The sequence below is a fragment of the Streptomyces sp. Tu 3180 genome, from assembly GCF_009852415.1.
Taxonomy (GTDB): Bacteria; Actinomycetota; Actinomycetes; order Streptomycetales; family Streptomycetaceae; genus Streptomyces.
Genome location: NZ_WOXS01000002.1, coordinates 5848508 through 5867064 on the forward strand (window position 1 = coordinate 5848508; position 18557 = coordinate 5867064).

The 18557-nt window shown below is 73.6% G+C and carries 19 protein-coding genes; 13 read left to right on the plus strand and 6 right to left on the minus strand.

Annotated elements, in window-relative coordinates; all coding sequences use genetic code 11:
• Positions 1-12: 12 nt before the first annotated feature.
• Entirely contained in the window at positions 13-219 is a 207-nt protein-coding gene (locus GL259_RS27230; protein WP_159535943.1) for a DUF5988 family protein, read from the minus strand.
• Positions 220-612: 393 nt separating this feature from the next.
• Here GL259_RS27230 and GL259_RS39365 point away from each other — a divergent pair, with 393 nt between their 5' ends.
• The 3 genes from GL259_RS39365 (at position 613) to GL259_RS27245 (ending at position 3193) form a co-directional block, all read left to right on the plus strand.
• Positions 613-741: a hypothetical protein gene (locus tag GL259_RS39365; RefSeq protein WP_279578634.1), complete on the plus strand. Its 129-nt coding sequence runs from the start codon at positions 613-615 to the stop codon at positions 739-741.
• 69 nt (positions 742-810) lie between these two features.
• On the plus strand, positions 811-1854 hold the full coding sequence (locus GL259_RS27240; protein ID WP_159535945.1) for a 3-isopropylmalate dehydrogenase: 1044 nt from the start codon (positions 811-813) through the stop codon (positions 1852-1854).
• A gap of 250 nt (positions 1855-2104) precedes the next feature.
• On the plus strand, positions 2105-3193 hold the full coding sequence (locus GL259_RS27245) for a branched-chain amino acid aminotransferase (protein WP_159535946.1): 1089 nt from the start codon (positions 2105-2107) through the stop codon (positions 3191-3193).
• 74 nt (positions 3194-3267) lie between these two features.
• Here the strand turns inward: GL259_RS27245 and GL259_RS27250 are convergent, their stop codons facing one another.
• Positions 3268-4728, minus strand: coding sequence for a cytosine permease (locus GL259_RS27250; RefSeq protein WP_159535947.1), 1461 nt, complete (start codon positions 4726-4728; stop codon positions 3268-3270).
• Positions 4729-4871: 143 nt separating this feature from the next.
• Between GL259_RS27250 and ureA the strand changes: the two genes are divergently transcribed.
• The 9 genes from ureA (at position 4872) to GL259_RS27295 (ending at position 13284) form a co-directional block, all read left to right on the plus strand.
• A complete protein-coding gene (gene ureA / locus GL259_RS27255; RefSeq protein ID WP_159535948.1) occupies positions 4872-5567 on the plus strand; it encodes an urease subunit gamma in 696 nt (231 codons plus the stop codon).
• Complete coding sequence (locus GL259_RS27260; protein WP_159535949.1) at positions 5564-7234, plus strand: urease subunit alpha; 1671 nt, start codon at positions 5564-5566, stop codon at positions 7232-7234. The genes ureA and GL259_RS27260 overlap by 4 nt, the downstream gene beginning before the upstream one ends.
• An 8-nt stretch (positions 7235-7242) precedes the next feature.
• A complete protein-coding gene (locus GL259_RS27265) occupies positions 7243-8292 on the plus strand; it encodes an agmatine deiminase family protein (RefSeq protein ID WP_159535950.1) in 1050 nt (349 codons plus the stop codon).
• 9 nt (positions 8293-8301) lie between these two features.
• Positions 8302-8595 (plus strand): hypothetical protein, encoded by a 294-nt coding sequence (locus tag GL259_RS27270; protein WP_159535951.1) that lies wholly within the window; start codon positions 8302-8304, stop codon positions 8593-8595.
• A 53-nt stretch (positions 8596-8648) separates the two neighbouring features.
• Positions 8649-9194 carry a TetR/AcrR family transcriptional regulator gene (locus tag GL259_RS27275; RefSeq protein ID WP_159539025.1) on the plus strand — a complete coding sequence of 182 codons (546 nt, stop codon included), beginning with the start codon at positions 8649-8651 and terminating at the stop codon, positions 9192-9194.
• Between the two features lie 131 nt (positions 9195-9325).
• On the plus strand, positions 9326-9499 hold the full coding sequence (locus GL259_RS27280; protein ID WP_159535952.1) for a hypothetical protein: 174 nt from the start codon (positions 9326-9328) through the stop codon (positions 9497-9499).
• A complete protein-coding gene (locus GL259_RS27285) occupies positions 9489-9941 on the plus strand; it encodes a PD40 domain-containing protein (RefSeq protein WP_159535953.1) in 453 nt (150 codons plus the stop codon). The genes GL259_RS27280 and GL259_RS27285 overlap by 11 nt, the downstream gene beginning before the upstream one ends.
• A gap of 302 nt (positions 9942-10243) precedes the next feature.
• Positions 10244-11848: a citramalate synthase gene (gene cimA / locus GL259_RS27290; protein WP_159535954.1), complete on the plus strand. Its 1605-nt coding sequence runs from the start codon at positions 10244-10246 to the stop codon at positions 11846-11848.
• 95 nt (positions 11849-11943) lie between these two features.
• Positions 11944-13284, plus strand: a complete 1341-nt coding sequence (locus GL259_RS27295) for a hypothetical protein (RefSeq protein WP_159535955.1) — start codon at positions 11944-11946, stop codon at positions 13282-13284.
• A 38-nt stretch (positions 13285-13322) separates the two neighbouring features.
• On the opposite strand, the gene GL259_RS27300 is transcribed toward GL259_RS27295, so the two are convergent.
• Together GL259_RS27300 and GL259_RS27305 are read right to left on the minus strand one after the other, a co-directional pair.
• A complete protein-coding gene (locus tag GL259_RS27300) occupies positions 13323-13469 on the minus strand; it encodes a hypothetical protein (RefSeq protein ID WP_347814626.1) in 147 nt (48 codons plus the stop codon).
• 380 nt (positions 13470-13849) lie between these two features.
• On the minus strand, positions 13850-14461 hold the full coding sequence (locus GL259_RS27305; RefSeq protein WP_159535956.1) for a YceI family protein: 612 nt from the start codon (positions 14459-14461) through the stop codon (positions 13850-13852).
• Between the two features lie 145 nt (positions 14462-14606).
• On the opposite strand from GL259_RS27305, the gene GL259_RS27310 reads away from it, so the two are divergent.
• On the plus strand, positions 14607-15875 hold the full coding sequence (locus GL259_RS27310; protein ID WP_159535957.1) for a glycosyltransferase: 1269 nt from the start codon (positions 14607-14609) through the stop codon (positions 15873-15875).
• Positions 15876-15895: 20 nt separating this feature from the next.
• Here the strand turns inward: GL259_RS27310 and GL259_RS27315 are convergent, their stop codons facing one another.
• Both GL259_RS27315 and hpnR read right to left on the minus strand, forming a co-directional pair.
• Positions 15896-16777: a DMT family transporter gene (locus GL259_RS27315; RefSeq protein ID WP_159535958.1), complete on the minus strand. Its 882-nt coding sequence runs from the start codon at positions 16775-16777 to the stop codon at positions 15896-15898.
• Positions 16778-16801: 24 nt separating this feature from the next.
• Positions 16802-18301 carry a hopanoid C-3 methylase HpnR gene (gene hpnR / locus GL259_RS27320; RefSeq protein WP_159535959.1) on the minus strand — a complete coding sequence of 500 codons (1500 nt, stop codon included), beginning with the start codon at positions 18299-18301 and terminating at the stop codon, positions 16802-16804.
• Positions 18302-18557 lie beyond the last annotated feature (256 nt).

Below are 18557 nucleotides of genomic sequence, written 5' to 3' on the forward strand. Positions count from 1 at the left end.
GTCAGAAGGCCCCTAGCCGGGCATCTCCGTCCGCTCCCACCACTCGTACACCTGCAGGCTGCCCTCCGGGGTGTCCGCCCGGCGGTCGGTGGGCCTGAAGTGCTCGTAGCCGTTGCGCAGCTCGATCTTCAGGTCCTCCCCGGGTGTCGTGATCGGGACGATCCGCTCGGGCAGGTCCTGCGGGCCGCCCTCGAGAAGTGCCTTGGCCGTGTCGTTCATGACCTCACCGTTCCCTCGGCCGGAACCCGGTGCCACACGCCGTGCGGAGGATCAGTCGGGTGGACGACCGGGAGCCGGACGGCCGCCGTCCGCGCCTTGCCCGCGTCCTCGTCCTCGTCCTCGTCCGGGAACCGTGCGCGCGTGCGGAACCGCAGGCCGGCGCCGTGTGACGCACTCCGCCGTCTCAGATAGTAGGAAGTCCGAGTAATTGTGGAGACAGGGCCGCGGTCCTCCCTTAGTTTTGTAGGAGCCGAACGTCTCGCTCGATCAAGCGAACGGCGGTCGTGAGCCGGGCCCCGTGCAGGCAACCCCTGCGGCCCCCGCTCCCCGCCCCAACCGGCGTCTCGTCACCCTCTTCCCGCACTCCAGGCATGTCGAAGGAGTCGATGCCCCATGTCCGAGACGACCGTCCGCCGCGTCCGCCGCACCTCCCGTGCGAGCGAGTCCGACCGCCGCAACGCCGCCGCCGCTCTCCAGCGCGCCCTCGACCGCCGGGACAACGGCGGGTCCACCGGTCACTGATCGACCGTGCGGGTGTCCGCATCCCGGACCGGGTGTGTCAGAGCATGGGACGAGGAGTAGGGTGCCCGCATGTCTCGCAGCATCAATCTCGCAGTGATCCCCGGTGACGGCATCGGCCAGGAGGTCGTGGCCGAAGGCCTGAAGGTCCTCTCCGCCGTCCTTCCGCAGGATGTGAAGCTGGAGACCAAGGAGTACGACTTCGGCGCCAGGCGCTACCACGCCACCGGTGAGACCCTCACCGACGCCGACCTCGACGAGCTCAAGCAGCACGACGCCATCCTGCTCGGCGCCATCGGGGACCCCAGCGTCCCCTCCGGCGTCCTCGAGCGCGGTTTCCTGCTCAAGCTCCGCTTCGCCTTCGACCACCACGTCAACCTGCGGCCGAGCAAGCTCCTGCCCGGGGTGGCCACCCCGCTCGCCGGACAGCCGGAGATCGACTTCGTCGTGGTCCGCGAGGGCACCGAGGGCCCGTACACCGGCAACGGCGGCACCATCCGCAAGGGCACGCCGCACGAGGTCGCCACCGAGGTGTCCGTGAACACGGCCTTCGGCGTCGAGCGCGTGGTCCGCGACGCCTTCGCCCGCGCCCAGGCCCGCCCGCGCAAGAAGCTCACGCTGGTCCACAAGAACAACGTGCTGACCTTCGCCGGCCACCTGTGGACGAACATCTTCAACAAGGTGGCCGAGGAGTACCCCGAGGTCACCACCGACTACATCCACGTCGACGCCGCGACCATCTACCTGGTCACCCAGCCCGAGCGGTTCGACGTCATCGTCACCGACAACCTCTTCGGCGACATCATCACCGACCTCGCCGCGGCCGTCTCCGGCGGCATCGGCGTCGCGGCGAGCGGGAACATCAACCCCACCGGCGCGTTCCCGTCCATGTTCGAGCCCGTGCACGGCTCGGCCCCGGACATCGCCGGCCAGGGCAAGGCCGACCCCAGCGCCACGGTCCTGTCCGTCGCCCTCCTCCTGCGCCACCTCGGCCACGACGCCGAGGCGGCCCGCATCGAGGACGCCGTCTCCGCCGACCTCGCGGAACGCGGCGGCCTGCCCGCCCGCAGCACCTCGCAGATCGGCGACGCGCTCGCCGCACGAGTAGCCGGCTGACCCGGCGCGCCGCCTCGACACCCCCGAAGCCGCCGGGCCGCATCCGCACCCGGCGGCTTCCGCATGTCCCCGCCGGGTGCCACCATCGACCACCGGGCCGCATCCACCCCGTTCCTTCCGCCGCCGTCCCCGGGCGATAATCGGACACGGAGCCGCGGAATGAGGGAATGCTCGGACGTCCCAGCACTGGCCAACGGCCGTACGGGCGTGTGCGCGGCCCGTCACTACAACCGGTGAAGGACAACCACTCATGACGACGCCCACGATCGAGCTCAAGCCCTCCGCCCACCCGCTTTCGGACGCGGAGCGCGAGGCGATCCTGGCCAACCCCGGGTTCGGCCGCCACTTCACCGATCACATGGTGACGATCAAGTGGACCGAGGGTCGCGGTTGGCACGACGGCCAGCTCGTTCCGTACGCGCCGATCTCCCTCGACCCCGCCACCACCGTCCTGCACTACGCCCAGGAGATCTTCGAGGGCCTGAAGGCCTACCGCCGGCCCGACGGGTCCGTCGCCACCTTCCGCCCGGAGAAGAACGCCGAGCGCTTCCAGCGCTCCGCCCGCCGTCTCGCGATGCCCGAGCTGCCGGTCGAGACGTTCATCGAGGCGTGCGACGCCCTGGTCACGCAGGACAAGGCATGGGTGCCGGCGCACGGCGGCGAGGAGTCCCTCTACCTGCGCCCGTTCATGATCGCGACCGAGGTCGGCCTGGGCGTCAAGCCCGCCAACGAGTACCTGTTCCTGGTCATCGCCTCCCCGGCCGGCGCCTACTTCCCCGGCGGCGTGAAGCCGGTCTCCATCTGGGTCTCCGAGGACCGCGTCCGCGCCGTCCCCGGCGGCATGGGCGACGCGAAGACGGGCGGCAACTACGCGGCCTCCCTGCTCGCCCAGGCCGAGGCCGCCGCCAAGGGCTGCGACCAGGTCTGCTACCTCGACGCCGTGGAGCACACCTGGGTCGAGGAGCTGGGCGGCATGAACCTGTACTTCGTGTACGGCGACAGGATCGTCACGCCCACCCTCAGCGGTTCCATCCTGGAGGGCGTCACCCGCGACTCCCTGCTGACCGTCGCCCGCGACCTCGGGTACGAGGCCGTCGAGGAGCGGGTCTCCGTCGAGCAGTGGCAGCGCGACTCCGAGAACGGCAGCCTCACCGAGGTCTTCGCCTGCGGCACGGCCGCCGTCATCACCCCGGTCGGCACCGTCAAGCGGGCCGGCGCCGAGTGGCAGCAGAGCGGCGGCGAGCCCGGCGAGGTCACCATGCGCCTGCGCCGGGCCCTCCTCGACATCCAGCGCGGCACCGTCGAGGACAAGCACGGCTGGATGCACGAGCTGGGCTGACCGGCAGTCCCCGGCGCGGCCGCGGCCGCGCCGGGGGCCGTCGCCGCGGATCCTCCCGGGTCCCGGACCTGCGCCTAGGCCCGGACGGCCTCGTCCCCGAGCGCCGGACCGGCCGGGGCGTCCGGGGCGTCCGGCCCGGGGGCGTGTCCGGACCGGTCCCGGGGCTGCGGCAGCACCGCGTACGCCACGCCTCCCACCAGCCCCGACAGCAGGAAGCTGACGTCCACCCCGCCGGTCAGCGCCAGCAGCGGGCCCTCGTACGACGGCAGGGACACGGCCAGCACGCCGACGACCGCGCCGAGCGCCCAGGACACCGTCGCCGGGACGTTCCAGCCGGCGGTGTACCAGTAGGCCCCGCCCCGCGCGCGGCGGTTGAAGACCTGGAGCGCGTCGGCGTCGTAGACCCCGCCGCAGCGGGCGGAGCCGATGAGGGTGATCACGGCCCACGGTGTGCCGATCGCGGTGAGCAGCAGCACGAACGACGTCATCGCGTCCTGGGCCGTCGACAGATGGTGCCCGGCGAACACGCAGGCCGTGGCGATCACGGCGACGACGTACGTGGCCGTCGCGCGGGAGGCGCGCGGCACGATGGCGTCGAGGTCCAGGCCCATCGAGTACAGCATCAGCCCCGCGTTGCCGACCGAGCCCGCGGAGGCGGCGAGCAGCAGCGGCACCAGGTACCAGGTGGGGGCGGCGTCCACCAGCGGCCCCGCGTAGTCCAGGGCCGCGCGGGCCGCGTACGCCGTGAAGGTGCCGAACAGCTGCGGCACCAGCAGGCCCAGCAGCAGCCCCAGCCAGGTCGCGCGCAGCACCCGGCGCGCGGAGTGGCGGGCCGGGGAGACGTAGCGGGTGTAGTCGCCGAGCAGGGTGATGAAGGCGACCGGCCCGGACAGTCCGGCGGCCACGGCGGCGAGCAGCCAGGTCTGCCAGAACCCGCCCAGCAGGTACCCGCCGGCCTCCGGCAGCGCGTCGGTGGTGAAGCGCGGGGCGTAGGCGACCACGCCGAGCGCCAGCAGGGCCGTCATGCCCAGGGCGAGCACCCGGGACATCGCGAGCAGCACCCGGTAGCCGTACACCGCGCCCGCCACCGTCGCCGCCGCGAGCAGCCCGTAGACCACGCCGTAGGACACCCCGTTCGCCGGCATGCCGGACAGGCGGCCGAGGACGCCCACCATCACGTCACCGCCGATCCACACCGTCAGCGCGGTGTAGCCGAGGGCCAGCAGCAGTCCGACCACCGAGCCGACGAGCCGGCCGCGCACGCCGAACTGGGCGCCGGAGGACGTGGACAGGTTCGTCGCGGTGCGCAGGGAGACGAGCGCCAGCGGCGCGGTGAGCGCCGTCCCGGCCACCGTGCCCGCGACCACCGAGGTCACCGAGGCCCACCAGCCGAGGCCGAAGGAGGGCGGCAGCCAGCCGAAGACGATCACCCCCAGGCAGAGGTTGGAGCCCAGCAGGATCGAGACGAGGTCGCGTGGCCCGCTGGTCCTCTCCTCCTCCGGGATGGTGTCGACTCCGCGCTGTTCCATCGGCATGGCTGGTCTCCTTCGGCTGCCGCCGGGTTTTTTGAGCGACGCTCAATGTGACGGTTGCCCTGGTGTCCAGTCAACGGTTGGAAAGTGGGAATCTCATGTTTAGAGTGATGCTCTAAACGAGGAAGGCAAGGAGGTGCCCCGCCGTGCGACTGACCCCCACGGAGCGCGACCGGCTGCTGCTGTTCTCGGCCGCCGAGCTGGCCCGGGCCCGCAGGGCGCGCGGTCTCAGGCTCAACGTCCCGGAGGCGACCGCGCTCATCGCCGACACGGTGTGCGAGGCGGCCCGCGACGGCGCCCGGCTGGCCGAGGCGATCGAGCGCGCCCGGTCGGTGCTGGGCCCGGACGACGTGCTGCCGGGTGTCGCGGACGTGGTCACCGAGGTGCACGTCGAGGCGGTCTTCGACGACGGCTCACGGCTCGCGGTGGTCTGCGACCCCCTCGGCGGCGGCCTCGGGGAACACGCCCCGGGCGCCCTGCTGCCGGGTCCGGAACACGCCGAACCCGAGGCGGCCCTGCGGCTGACGGTCACCAACACCGCGACCGTGCCCGTCTCCGTCACCTCCCACTTCCACTTCTTCGAGGCCAACCCCCGGCTCGACTTCGACCGCGAACGCGCCTACGGCATGCGCCTCGCGGTGCCCGCGGGGTCGTCGGTGCGCTTCGGCCCCGGCGAGAGCGTCGAGGTGGGGCTCGTCCCCCTCGGCGGCGCCCGCACCGCCATCGGCTTCGCCGGGCTGGTCGACGGGCCGCTGGACGCGCCGGGAGCGAAGGAGGAGGCCCTGCGCAGGGCCGCCCTCTGCGGATACCTGGGAGCGAAGGCTCCGGGAGGCGACCGGTGAACCCCTACGAGTACGCCGCCACCCACGGCCCGCGCGCCGGCGACCGCGTCCGCCTCGGCGACTCGGGGCTGGTGATCCGCGTCGAGTCCGACTCCCAGCGCCACGGCGACGAGTTCCTGGCCGGCTTCGGCAAGACCGCCCGCGACGGACTGCACCTGAAGGCCGCCGCCGTGCGCGAGACCTGCGACGTCGTGATCAGCAACGTCGTCGTGATCGACGCCGTGCAGGGCATCCGCAAGGTGTCCATCGGCATCCGCGAGGGCCGGATCCACGCGATCGGCCGGGCCGGGAACCCCGACACCCTCGACGGGGTGGACGTCGTGGTCGGCACCGGCACCTCCATCGTGTCCGGCGAAGGGCTGATCGCCACCGCCGGAGCCGTCGACACCCACGTCCACCTGCTGTCGCCGCGCATCATGGAGGCCTCGCTCGCCTCCGGGGTGACCACGATCATCGGGCAGGAGTTCGGGCCCGTGTGGGGCGTCGGGGTCAACTCCCCCTGGGCGCTCGGGCACGCGTTCGGCGCCTTCGACGCCTGGCCCGTCAACATCGGGTTCCTCGGCCGGGGCTCGTCGTCGCACGGGGCGCCCCTGATCGAGGCGCTCGCCGAGGGCGGCGCCTGCGGGTTCAAGGTGCACGAGGACATGGGCGCCCACACCCGCGCCCTGGACACCGCGCTGCGCGTCGCCGAGGAGCACGACGTGCAGGTCGCCCTGCACAGCGACGGGCTGAACGAGTGCCTGTCGGTCGAGGACACCCTCCGCGTGCTGGAGGGCCGCACCATCCACGCCTTCCACATCGAGGGCTGCGGCGGCGGACACGTCCCCAACGTGCTGAAGATGGCGGGCGTGCCGAACGTCATCGGCTCCTCCACCAACCCCACCCTGCCCTTCGGCCGGGACGCGGTCGCCGAGCACTACGGCATGATCGTCTCCGTCCACGACCTCAAGACCGACCTGCCCGGCGACGCCGCCATGGCCCGCGACCGCATCCGCGCCGGGACCATGGGCGCCGAGGACGTCCTGCACGACCTGGGCGCCATCGGCATCACCTCCTCCGACGCCCAGGGCATGGGCCGCGCCGGCGAGACGGTCCGCCGCACCTTCGCCATGGCCGGGAAGATGAAGGCCCAGTTCGGCGCCGACGGGGACGACGACAACGAGCGGGTCCTGCGCTACATGGCCAAACTGACCGTCAACCCCGCCATCGCCCACGGGCTCTCCCACGAGGTCGGCTCCCTGGAGGTCGGCAAGCTCGCCGACATCGTGCTGTGGCGGCCGGAGTACTTCGGCGCCAAACCGCAGCTGGTGCTGAAGGCGGGCTTCCCGGCGTACGGCGTCACCGGCGACCCCAACGCGGCCACCGACACCTGCGAACCCCTCGTGCTGGGGCCGCAGTTCGGCGCGCACGGCGCCACCCCCGCCGACCTCTCCGTCGCCTTCGTCGCGCGGGCCGCCCTGGACCAGGGCGACGACACGCTGCCGACCCGCAGGAGAAGGGTCGCCGTGCGCGGCACCCGCGGCATCGGCCCGGCCGACCTGCGCCGCAACACCCGTACCGGATCCGTCGACGTCGACCAGCGCACCGGCCTGGTCACCCTCGACGGCGAACCGCTGCGCTCCGAGCCCGCCGACTCGGTCTCCCTCAACCGCCTCTACTTCCTCTGAGGACCCTCATGAACACGCCCGCGTCCGACGGCTTCCGCATGCCCGCCGAGTGGACCCCGCACGAGCGGACCTGGATGGCCTGGCCCGGCCCCAACCCCACCTTCGCCGGCCCCGGGGAGCTGGCCGCCGCCCGGAGCGCCTGGGCGTCGGTGGCCCGCGCGGTCCGCCGGTTCGAGCCGGTGACGGTGGTGTGCGGCACCGGGCAGTCCGCCGAGGCGCGGGCGCTGCTCGGTCCCGGCATCGACACGGTGGAGCGGGACCTCGACGACGCCTGGATGCGCGACATCGGGCCCACCTTCCTCACCGACGGCCGGGGCTCACTGGCCGCCGTCGACTGGGTGTTCAACGGCTGGGGCGCCCAGGAGTGGGCCCGCTGGGAGCACGACGCGAAGATCGCCGCGCACGTCGCGGACCTCGCCGGGGCGCGGACGTACCCCTCGGGGCTCGTCAACGAGGGCGGCGGGTTCCACGTCGACGGCGAGGGCACCGTCCTGCTCACGGAGACGGTCCAGCTCGGTCCCGAGCGCAACCCCGGCTGGACGAAGGAGCAGGTCGAGGCGGAGATCCACGCCCACCTCGGCACCCGCAAGGCGATCTGGCTGCCGCGCGGGCTCACCGCCGACTACCCCCCGCACGGCTTCGGCACCCTCGGCCACGTCGACATCGTGGCCGCGTTCGCCCGCCCCGGCGTGGTCGTCGCCCACCACCAGCCGGACCCGGCACACCCCGACCACGAGGTGAGCAAGGAGGTCATCGGCGTCCTGAAGTCCGCCACCGACGCGCGGGGCCGCCGCCTGGAGGTGGTCGAGGTGCCCGCCCCGACCGTCCTGGAGGCCGACGGCCACTGGGCCGACTACTCCTACATCAACCACTACCTCTGCAACGGCGGCGTGGTGCTCTGCGGGTTCGACGACCCCCGCGACGAGATCGCCGCCGGCGTCTTCCGCCGCCTCTTCCCCGAGCGGACGGTGACGCTCGTCGACGCGCGCACCGTCTTCGCGGGCGGCGGCGGCATCCACTGCATCACCCAGCAGCAGCCCAGGACGGCGGTCCGGTAGAACGGACGGGTGAACACACTGCTCTGCGCGGCCCGCGGCCGACGGCTGACCGGGCCGGTCCGCCGGCTCGACGGGATGCCCGGGTACCCGGGCCGGTACGGCCGGCCCGGCCCGGACGGCCGCCGCCACGGCCCGCCCGGTGCCCCGCGCGGGACCTGCGCGGCCGAACCCCGGCCGTCCGGGGCCCCGTTCGCGCCCCACGAGGGGGACCGCGACGCGTACGGGGGGACCGTGCCCGGCGGCGTGCGGATGTGCGCGACCCGGTGCGTCCCGGACGCCGTGCGGCCGGAGGCCGCCGAGTGACCGCCCGCCGCCGCACCCCCGCGCCGCCCCGCGAGGACGTCCTCGCCGCCGCCATGGCGATGATCGCCGAGCGCGGCCTGGAACAGCTGACCATGGCCGCCCTCGGCCGGGAGGTCGGCATGAGCAGCGGCCACCTGGTCTACTACTTCCGCTCCAAGGACGAGTTGCTCCTGAGGACCCTGGAGTGGAGCGAGGGCCGCCTCGGCGCCGAGCGCTCCCGCCTGCTCGCCCGGCCCGTCACCGCCCGGGAACGCCTCGAGGCCTACGTGGAGCTGTACGTCCCCGACGGCCACCGCGATCCGCACTGGACGCTGTGGCTGGAGGTCTGGAACCGCTCGCAGAACGCCGGCGCGGACGCCCGCGACCGCCAGGCCGCCATCGAGGGCGCCTGGCACCGCGACCTCGTGGCGCTGCTGGCCGAGGGCATCTCCCGGGGCGAGTTCCGCCGCGTCGACCCCGACCGTCATGCGGCCCGCCTCCGTGCCCTGCTCGACGGCCTCTCCATCCACGTGGCGATCGGCCTGCGCGGCACGGACCGGCCTCAAGTCCTCTCCCACGTAAGGGAGTTCCTCGCCGAAACCCTCCTCGCGGACGCCTGAGCCGACGCCCGGGTCGTACTGAACACGTCGGATTGACCCGGTGCCCGGCGGTGCGTTTGGCTCGGGGGAGCCCCCGGCGCGGGGCCGGGGGCCCGGCGTCCACGGGGAAGCACGGGGGGCAGGGGGGAACCATGCACAGAGCCATGCGGGGGGCGTCCGTCGCGGTGATCGCGGGGGCGATGGCGGTGACGGCGGCACTGTCCGCGACCGCCGCGCCGGCGCGGGGGGAGACCGAGCGCGTCAACGTCTCCCGCGACCGGCGCACAGGCGTCCGCGGACTCGCGGACGGCGTCGGTGAGCGGTGACGGCCGCTACGTCGTCTTCGAGTCGGACGCGGACGACCTGGTGCCGGGGGACACCAACGGCCGGGTCGACGTCTTCCTGCGCGACCTGCGCACCGGCGCCACCGAGCGGGTCTCGCTCACCGCGGCCGGCGGGCAGACGGACGGCGACTCCGGGCAGCCGGTGATCAGCGAGGACGGCCGGCACGTCGTCTTCCGCTCGGAGGCGAGCGGCCTCGTGGCCGGCGAGACGGCGCGCGGTCCGCTCTTCGCCCGCGATCTGCGCACGGGCGTCAACCGGAGGGTGACCGTCGCCCACGACGGCGGCGAGAGCGACAGCCAGTCCTGGTCGGACGCCGCGGTCAGCCGCGACGGACGCGTGGTGGCCTTCGAGAGCTGGGCCACCAACCTGGTCCCGGACGACACCAACGGCCTGCGGGACGTCTTCGTCCGCCGTCTGCGCTGAGTACCCACCGCCCGCATCCTGAGACGGACGGTGAGCACGGGGGCGGCTTGTGCCAGACTGCCCCCGTGCTCTCGTTCGCCACGATTATTGGCAGCAGGCGCGCCGGTCCGCAGTGACCGCACGTACGACACCGTACGGGCGGACACCGTCGTCCTCGACCCGCGCGCAGACCTCTCGCACCCGCGAGGGGTTTTTCTGTTTCCCGGCCCACCCACAGCCGGGAACGGGGCGTGAGGGACCATGGAGGGACGGTGGAACCGGTCATTCCGGTAGACCGAGATCAACTCAGGAGCCTTCAGACCATGACCGCACCCAGCGAACTCGACGACTCGTTCCACGTCTTCGACACCACCCTGCGCGACGGCGCCCAGCGTGAGGGCATCAACCTCACGGTCGCCGACAAGCTGGCCATCGCGCGGCACCTGGACGAGTTCGGCGTGGGCTTCATCGAGGGCGGCTGGCCCGGTGCGAACCCGCGGGACACCGAGTTCTTCGCCCGCGCCCGGCAGGAGATCGAGTTCCGGAACGCCCGGCTGGTCGCGTTCGGCTCCACCCGCCGGGCCGGCACCACCGCCGAGAAGGACCCGCAGGTCAAGGCGCTCCTCGACTCCGGCGCCCAGGTGATCACGCTGGTCGCGAAGTCCCACGACCGCCATGTCGAACTCGCCCTGCGCACCACCCTGGACGAGAACCTGGCGATGGTCCGCGACACCGTGGCCTTCCTCAGGGAACAGGGCCGCCGGGTCTTCGTCGACTGCGAGCACTTCTTCGACGGCTACCGCGCCAACCCCGAGTACGCGAAGGCGGTCGTCCGCGCCGCCTCCGGCGCCGGCGCCGACGTCGTCGTCCTGTGCGACACCAACGGCGGCATGCTCCCGGCGCAGATCCAGGCCGTGGTCTCCACCGTGCTCGCCGACACCGGCGCCCGGCTCGGCATCCACGCCCAGGACGACACCGGCTGCGCGGTCGCCAACACCCTCGCCGCCGTCGACGCCGGCGCCACGCACGTGCAGTGCACGGCCAACGGCTACGGCGAGCGCGTCGGCAACGCCAACCTCTTCCCGGTCGTGGCCGCGCTGGAGCTGAAGTACGGCAAGAAGGTCCTGCCCGGGGGCCGGCTGCGCGAGATGACCCGCATCTCGCACGCCATCGCCGAGGTCGTCAACCTCACCCCCTCCACCCACCAGCCCTACGTCGGCGTCTCCGCCTTCGCGCACAAGGCCGGCCTGCACGCCTCCGCGATCAAGGTCGACCCGGACCTGTACCAGCACATCGACCCCGAGCAGGTCGGCAACACCATGCGGATGCTGGTGTCCGACATGGCCGGCCGCGCCTCGATCGAGCTCAAGGGCAAGGAGCTCGGCATCGACCTCGGCGGCGACCGCGAACTGGTCGGCCGGGTCGTCGAGCGGGTCAAGGAGCGCGAGCTCAAGGGCTACACCTACGAGGCCGCCGACGCCTCCTTCGAACTCCTGCTGCGCACGGAGGCCGAGGGCGGGCCGCTGAAGTACTTCGACGTCGAGTCCTGGCGCGCGATCGTCGAGGACCGCCCCGACGGCACCCACGCCAACGAGGCCACGGTCAAGCTGTGGGCCAAGGGCGAGCGCATCGTCGCCACCGCCGAGGGCAACGGCCCGGTCAACGCCCTCGACCGCGCCCTGCGCGTCGCCCTGGAGAAGATCTACCCCCAGCTGGCCAAGCTGGAGCTGGTCGACTACAAGGTCCGCATCCTCGAGGGCAAGCACGGCACCCAGTCCACCACCCGGGTCCTGATCTCCACGTCCGACGGGGCGGGGGAGTGGTCCACGGTGGGCGTCGCGGACAACGTCATCGCCGCCTCCTGGCAGGCCCTGGAGGACGCGTACACCTACGGCCTGCTGCGCGCCGGGGTGGAGCCGGCCGCGTAGGGGGCGTCGGGGCGACGGGCGCGGCGGGGCGTCACCGGGAAACCTCCGCCGCACCGAATGCCCGTTTGCGGCCGGATTCGGGTAGCTTCGAACATATGAAGGCCGCGCCGACGCGTACGCTCCTCGTACGCCTGCTGATCGTGCCGATCGCCGCCGCACTGGCGGTGCTGACGGCCGTTGCGCCCGGGGCGCACGCGGCCACGGACCTCTCGACCGTCGCCCAGGCGCTGCGCGAGAGCCCCGTCTACGTCGATCCCGAGGCCACCGGCATCCTGGCGGAGTCCGACGCCGAGGCCCTCGCCGACAAGATCGAGGACGCGGACAAACCGGTCTTCGTGGCGGTCCTCCCGGCCGGTTATCCGGCCGACGGCCTCTTCCGGAACCTGCGCACGGAGACCGGTGTCACCGGCCTGTACGGCATCCGCCTCGGCGACGAGTTCGACGCGCGCGCCGACAGCAGCGTGCTGAGCCGCCAGGGCGTGCAGAACCTGGTCGCGGCCGCGCAGGGCGCGGGCGACGCCAAGGCCCAGCTGAACGACTTCGTCGACGACGCGCTGCGCAACATCGGCGGATCGGCGCCGAACTCCTGGAGCGGCGGAGGGGGCGGCGACGTCCCCGTCGGCGGGCTGATCACCGTCGGCGCCCTGCTGGCCGCCGGCGGCGCGGGCGTGTACGCCGTGTCCCGCCGCAACCGGCGCCGCCACGAGGAGGAGCAGCGGGCCGCGCTGGAGAAGCTGCGGGTCGTGGTCGACGAGGACATCACCGCCTTCGGCGAGGAACTCGACCGCCTCGACTTCCACCCCGCCGAGCCCGGCGCGGACGACGCGATGCGCACGGACTACGCGCACGCGCTCGACGCCTACGAGCAGTCCAAACGGCTGATGGCCGAGGCCCGCAGGCCGGAGGACGTCCGGGGCGTGACCCAGGCCGTGGAGGACGGCCGCTTCGCCCTCGCCCGGCTCGCCGCGCGCCGCGAGGGCCGGGCGCTGCCGGAGCGCCGCCCGCCCTGCTTCTTCGACCCGCGCCACGGCCCTTCGGTCGCCGACGCCACCTGGACGCCCCCGGGCGGCGCCGCGCGCGAGGTCCCGGTCTGCGCGGCCGACCGGGCCCGCCTCGCCGACGGCCGTGACCCGATGATCCGCGAGGTCGACACCGACTACGGCCGCCGCCCCTACTGGGACGCGGGCCCCGCCTACGGTCCCTGGGCCGGCGGCTACTTCGGCGGCGGCCTGCTGCCCGGCCTCCTCGTCGGCACGATGCTCGGCGGCATGATGGCCGGCCCCGCCTACGCGGCCGACTACGGCGCCGGGTACGGCGGCTACGAGGGCGGCGACGTCTCCGGCGCGGACTTCGACGGCGGGGACTTCGGCGGCGGCTTCGGCGGGGGCGACTTCGGCGGCGGGGGCGGGGGCGGCGATTTCGGCGGCGGCTTCTGAACGACGCGAGCGGGCGGCGCGATGCCGCCCGCCGTACGTCAGCCGGCGCTCGGCCACCCGCGCTCCACCGCGTACCGCTCCCCGGCGGCGTGCCACCACCCCGGTGGTGACGCCCCGCCCGTGCCGGAGTGCGACTGGTCCGGGTGCAGCCCGAGCCGCCGCAGCGCGTCCGCGTCCACGGTCACGGTGATCCATCCCCGCCACCGCCCGTCGCGGTCCGGCCCGCACGCCAGGTCCCACCGCAGCGCTTCCTCGGGGAACGGCGTCCAGTCGATCCCTCGCTCGCGCAGTCAAGCGCGTACGGCCGCCCGGGGGTGAGGGCATCCCGGAAGGTTCTCGTACGCGGCGACGGTGACCCGTTCGGGGCCCGGGGGAGTGACGGCGGCGGTCATGCGGACCATGATGCCGTGCCGCGCCGCCGGCGCGCCGTTCCCACGGCGGAGGGGAACCCGGACACGCCGGGCGCCCGCTCTCCCGCAGGGGAGGCGGGCGCGTTCCGGGGTGGTCGCGTGGGAGCCCTTGCGGCGGTGAGCGGACTGCGGCGCCCCCGAGAGGGCGGCGCGCTTCACGCCTGCTTGATCGCCGAGATGTCGAAGGTCAGCTTGATCTTGTCGGAGACCAGGAAGCCGCCCGTCTCCAGCGCCGCGTTCCAGGTCAGGCCCCAGTCGGAGCGCAGGATCTCCGCCTTGCCCTCGAAGCCGACGCGCTCGTTGCCGAAGGGGTCCTTCGCGGCGCCGTTGAACTCGAGGTCGATGGTGAGCGGCCGGGTGGTGCCCAGGATGGTCAGGTCACCGGTGATGCGGTAGTCGTCGCCGCCGAGGGCCTCCGCCTCGGTGGAGCGGAACGTCATCGTCGGGAACTCGTCCGTCTTGAAGAAGTCCGCGCTCTTCAGGTGGCCGTCACGGTCGGCGTTGCCCGTGTCGATGCTGTCCATCACCACGTCCACGGTGGCCGTCGAGTGGGACGGGTCGGCGCCGTCGAGGCGCAGCGTGCCGGTGAAGTCGTGGAAGCTGCCCTTGACGTTGGTGACCATGGCGTGCCGGGCGACGAAGCCGATCGTGGTGTGCGCCGGGTCGATCGTGTACTCGCCGGTGAGGGCGGCCAGGTCCGGGCTCACCGCGCCGGCGGTGCCTGTGGCGGTCGCGGTCTCGTCCTGCTTGCGGTTGAAGATGCCCATGGTGTTCCTCCTGGGAGCGGGGAGATCATGTTGAATGTTCAATTACTTCAACGCGACCCACCGTAGACCCATTCCCTTCAAGGTTCAACATCTTTGGCGGCGGTGTCGCGATTGAATCACCCGGAAGGGTGGTACTGGCCTGATCGTGCCCTCCGTAGCCGTCCTGGTGGAGCTGCTGCGGCGCGATACGTCCGGCGGCCATGTGAAGTGCTGGGAGCACTTCGCGCGGAGTGCCGCCCGCCTTCCCGGCGGCACCGGAGTGGACCTGACCGTCTACTTCCTCGGCGACCGGGAGCGGGTCGAGCCCCTCGCCCCGCACGTCCGGTTCGTCATGCTCCGGCCGGTGCTCAGCACGGCGGCGATGCGGTCGGCCGACGGCGCGGAGGACGTCTGCGACCTCGCGCCGCACCACCCGCGGCTCGCCGCCCTGCTGCCCCGGCACGACGTCTGGCACCTGACCCACAGCTTCGCCTTCGCCACCACCGCCGTACGCCTCGGCCGCCGTGCGGCCCGGCGGGGCGCCCTGCGGCCCCGGCTCATCGGTTCCGTGCACACCGACGTACCACTGCTGGCCTCCGTCTACACCCGCTATCTGGCCGACCGGTGGCTGCCCGGCCCCCACCCCCGGACGGACGACCTCCTGGCGGACGGGGCGCGGACCCTGCTGAGCCGGCGGCGGGACCGGCTGCTGGACAGCTGCGAGCACGTACTGGTCCCGACCCCGCAGGGGCGCGCGGAACTCGCCCGCGTCCTCGGCCCGCACCGGGTCGCCCTGCTGCGCCGCGGCGTCGACCACGACCTCTTCCGGCCCGACCGCACCGCCCGCGCCCGGCTGGCGCGCGAGTACGGCGTACCGGCCGACCGCCCGCTGGTGCTGTTCGCCGGGAGGCTGGACGCCACGAAGGGGGCGCCGCTGCTGACCGAGAGCGTGCGGCTGCTGCGCGCCCGGGACAGGGCCGTGCACCTGGTCGTCGCGGGCGCGGGCGCCGAGGCGGAAGCGGTGCGCCGCTCGCTCGGCCCGGACGTCACCCTGCTCGGACCGCTCCCGCAGGACCGGCTGGCGCGGGTGTACGCGGGCTGCGACATCTTCGCCTTCCCGTCCCGCACGGAGACCATCGGCAACGTCGTCGCCGAGGCGATGGCGTGCGGCCTGGCGGTCGTCCTGCCCGAGGGCGCGCACACCACCCGCTGGCTGACCGCACCCGGCCGGGACGGCGTCGTCGTCCGCCGCGACGACCCCCGGGACTGGGCGGACGCCCTGGGCGCGCTGATCGACCGGCCCGCCGTGCGGGAGGAGGTACGGCGACGGGCCGCGGCCACGGCCGGGGACACCCACCGCTCCTGGGACCGCGTGCTGGAGGAGGACCTGCTCCCGGTCTGGTCCCCCCGCCCCCCGCGGACCGGGCGGGCGTGAGCCCCGGCCCCCGCGCCCGCTCACGCCGTCCGGTCCCGCCCGCGCCGCCCGTGCAGCGCCATGACCACCGGGGAGGTGTCCAGGGCCACGATCCCCGCCCCCACCAGCGCCAGTCCCGCCACCGTCGCCGCCGACACCGGCCAGCCCGTGCGGATCGCCTCGCCGAACACCACCGTGCCCACGGTCACCGCGACCACCGGTTCCGTCGCGTCGAGGACGGTCATGCTCGCGGCCAGCGGGCCCTGCTGGAAGGCGCTCTGGATGAGCAGCAGACCGCCCACGCTGGCCACGACGAGCGCGTACGTCTGCCAGGCGGCCAGGGCCGCGAGCAGCCCGTGCCGGAGGCGGTCCACGGTCGAGGCCAGCAGGACCGACTGGGTGCCCATGACCGCCCCGGCGGCGAGCGCCGTGGCCGAGGCCCGCCAGGGACCGGTCAGCACGCGCGCGGCCGCGAGGACGGCGCAGACCACGGCCGCGGTCACGCCGACGACCAGCAGCCAGGGGAGCAGGCCGGCCGCCCGCGGGTCGCCGCCGTGCGGGCGCGCGGAGAGCAGGGCCAGGGCCAGGCCCGCGGTCACCGCGCACGTTCCCAGCCACTCCCTGGGTCCCAGCCGCATCCGGTGCAGCCGCGCCGACAGCGGGACCGCGAAGACCAGTTCCGCGACGATCAGCGGCTGCACCAGGCTCAGCGGCCCGAACGCCAGCGCCAGCGACTGGAATCCGTACGCCACCACGGCCAGCGCGATCCCGCACAGCCACAGCGGGTCCCGCGCCAGGTGCCCCAGCAGCCGCGCGGTGAGCGCCTCCGCGTCCGGCCGTGCCGCCGCCGCCCACTGCTGCAGGACGCCCGCGACCGCGAAGCAGACACCGGCGGCCAGCGAGGCGAGAACGGCGACCACCATGGGACGACGGCCCTTCCGGGCCGGCTAGTCCGGTGTCCGCCGGGTCGGCGCGCCCTGCGTCGAGCCCCGGGTGTGGACGTACAGCCCGCGCCGGTCGCCGACGTCGAGGTGCCGGGGGAGCGGCAGCTCGTAGCGCACCGGCCGGGCGTGGTCGGCGAGTTGCCGGCGCGGGTTGTAGACCTGGTTGAACCTCCACAGCATGCGGGCGAAGTTGGTCTGCCCGTGCAGCAGGTTGCGGGTGAGCACGCGCGCCGCGCCGAAGGCCGTGCGCAGTCCCAGGTGCTTGCGGTTGATGACGGCCTGGGTGCGCACCAGCTCCTCGTAGAAGCGCTCCAGCGGCAGCGTGGTGGGCACCACCGCGTGCTGGATGTCGAAGAGGCGGTAGTCGCGGGTGGTGAGCCGGCGCGACTCGGTGTGCCAGATCTCGGTGCCCGGGTACGGCGTCATCACGGTGAAGTGCACGATCTCCGGCACGGCCAGCGCGAACTCCCGCACCACGCGGAAGCGCTCCTCGTCCCAGGCCGGGTCCACGATCAGGTTGACGGCGACCTTGATGCCGAGCCGGCGGGCCGTCTCCAGTGCCTTCAGGTTCTCGTCGGGGCTGACCCGCTTGCGGTACAGGTCCAGACCCTCGGCGTCGATCGCCTCCATGCCGAGGAACATGTAGCGCAGCCCCAGCCGCGCCCACCGCTCGAACACCTCCGGGTGGCGCAGCAGGACGTCGGCACGCGTCTCCAGGTAGTACCGCTTGCGGATGCCGCGCCGCTCCACCTCCGCGGCGATGGCGTCCCCGTGCTCCGGCCGGATGAACGCCACGTCGTCCACGACGAACACGTTCGGCTCGCGGATGCCCGCCAGTTCCGCCGCCGCCGCCTCCGGCGACGCCTTGCGGTAGCTGCGGCCGTAGAACGTCCACGCCGAGCAGAACGAGCAGTCCCAGGGGCAGCCGCGGGTGAACTCGACGGAGGCGCACGGGTCGAGCTCGCCGATGAAGTAGCGGCGCCGGCTCCGCATCAGGTCCCGGGCCGGGAGCGGGGTGTCGATGCCGTGCAGCATCAGCGGAGCGGGCCCGCGCCCGGCGGCCGTGACGATGCCCGGCACCCCCTCCGCCCCGCCGTCGCGCACCGCCTCCAGCAGGGGCGCCACCGCCGGTTCCCCCTCGCCGCGCACCACGGCGTCCACCGCGCCCCGCGCCTGCTCGAGCACCTCCTCGGCGACGAAGGAGACACTGTGCCCGCCGAGGAAGACGAAGCAGCCCGGCACCTCCCGCTTCACCCGCGCCGCCAGCTCGATCGCCTCGGGGATGTTCGCCAGGTAGTTCAGCGAGATGCCGAGCGCCTCCGGGCGGAAGGACCGCACCTCGTCGCGCAGCCGCCCGAGGCCGAGCACCTGGAGGTCGACGACCCGCACCTCGTGGCCGGCCGCACGGGCGGCGCCCGCGACCCGCTCCAGGCCCAGCGGTTCGAGCCGGAGGAAGATCTCGGAGTACATCAGGGCGCTGGGGTGGACGAGCAGCAGACGCATGGTGACCTCGCCACGGGGAGCCGGACGGAACCGGAGACGGAAGGGTCTCCCCTTCGTATCCCGGCAACCCGCGCCGCGTACCTCCCGTACACCCGCATGGCGGCACCGAGCGGCACGCAGGGGTGGTGCCGCCGTACGGCGCGCGGAGCGCGGGAGGCCGCGAGCGACGCGCGCCGGACCGGGGGGAACCGGGCCGGGCGAACGGCTCCAGCGCTGGCGCGGTGCACCGGAGTGGGGGTGTCCTGGATGACGAGGC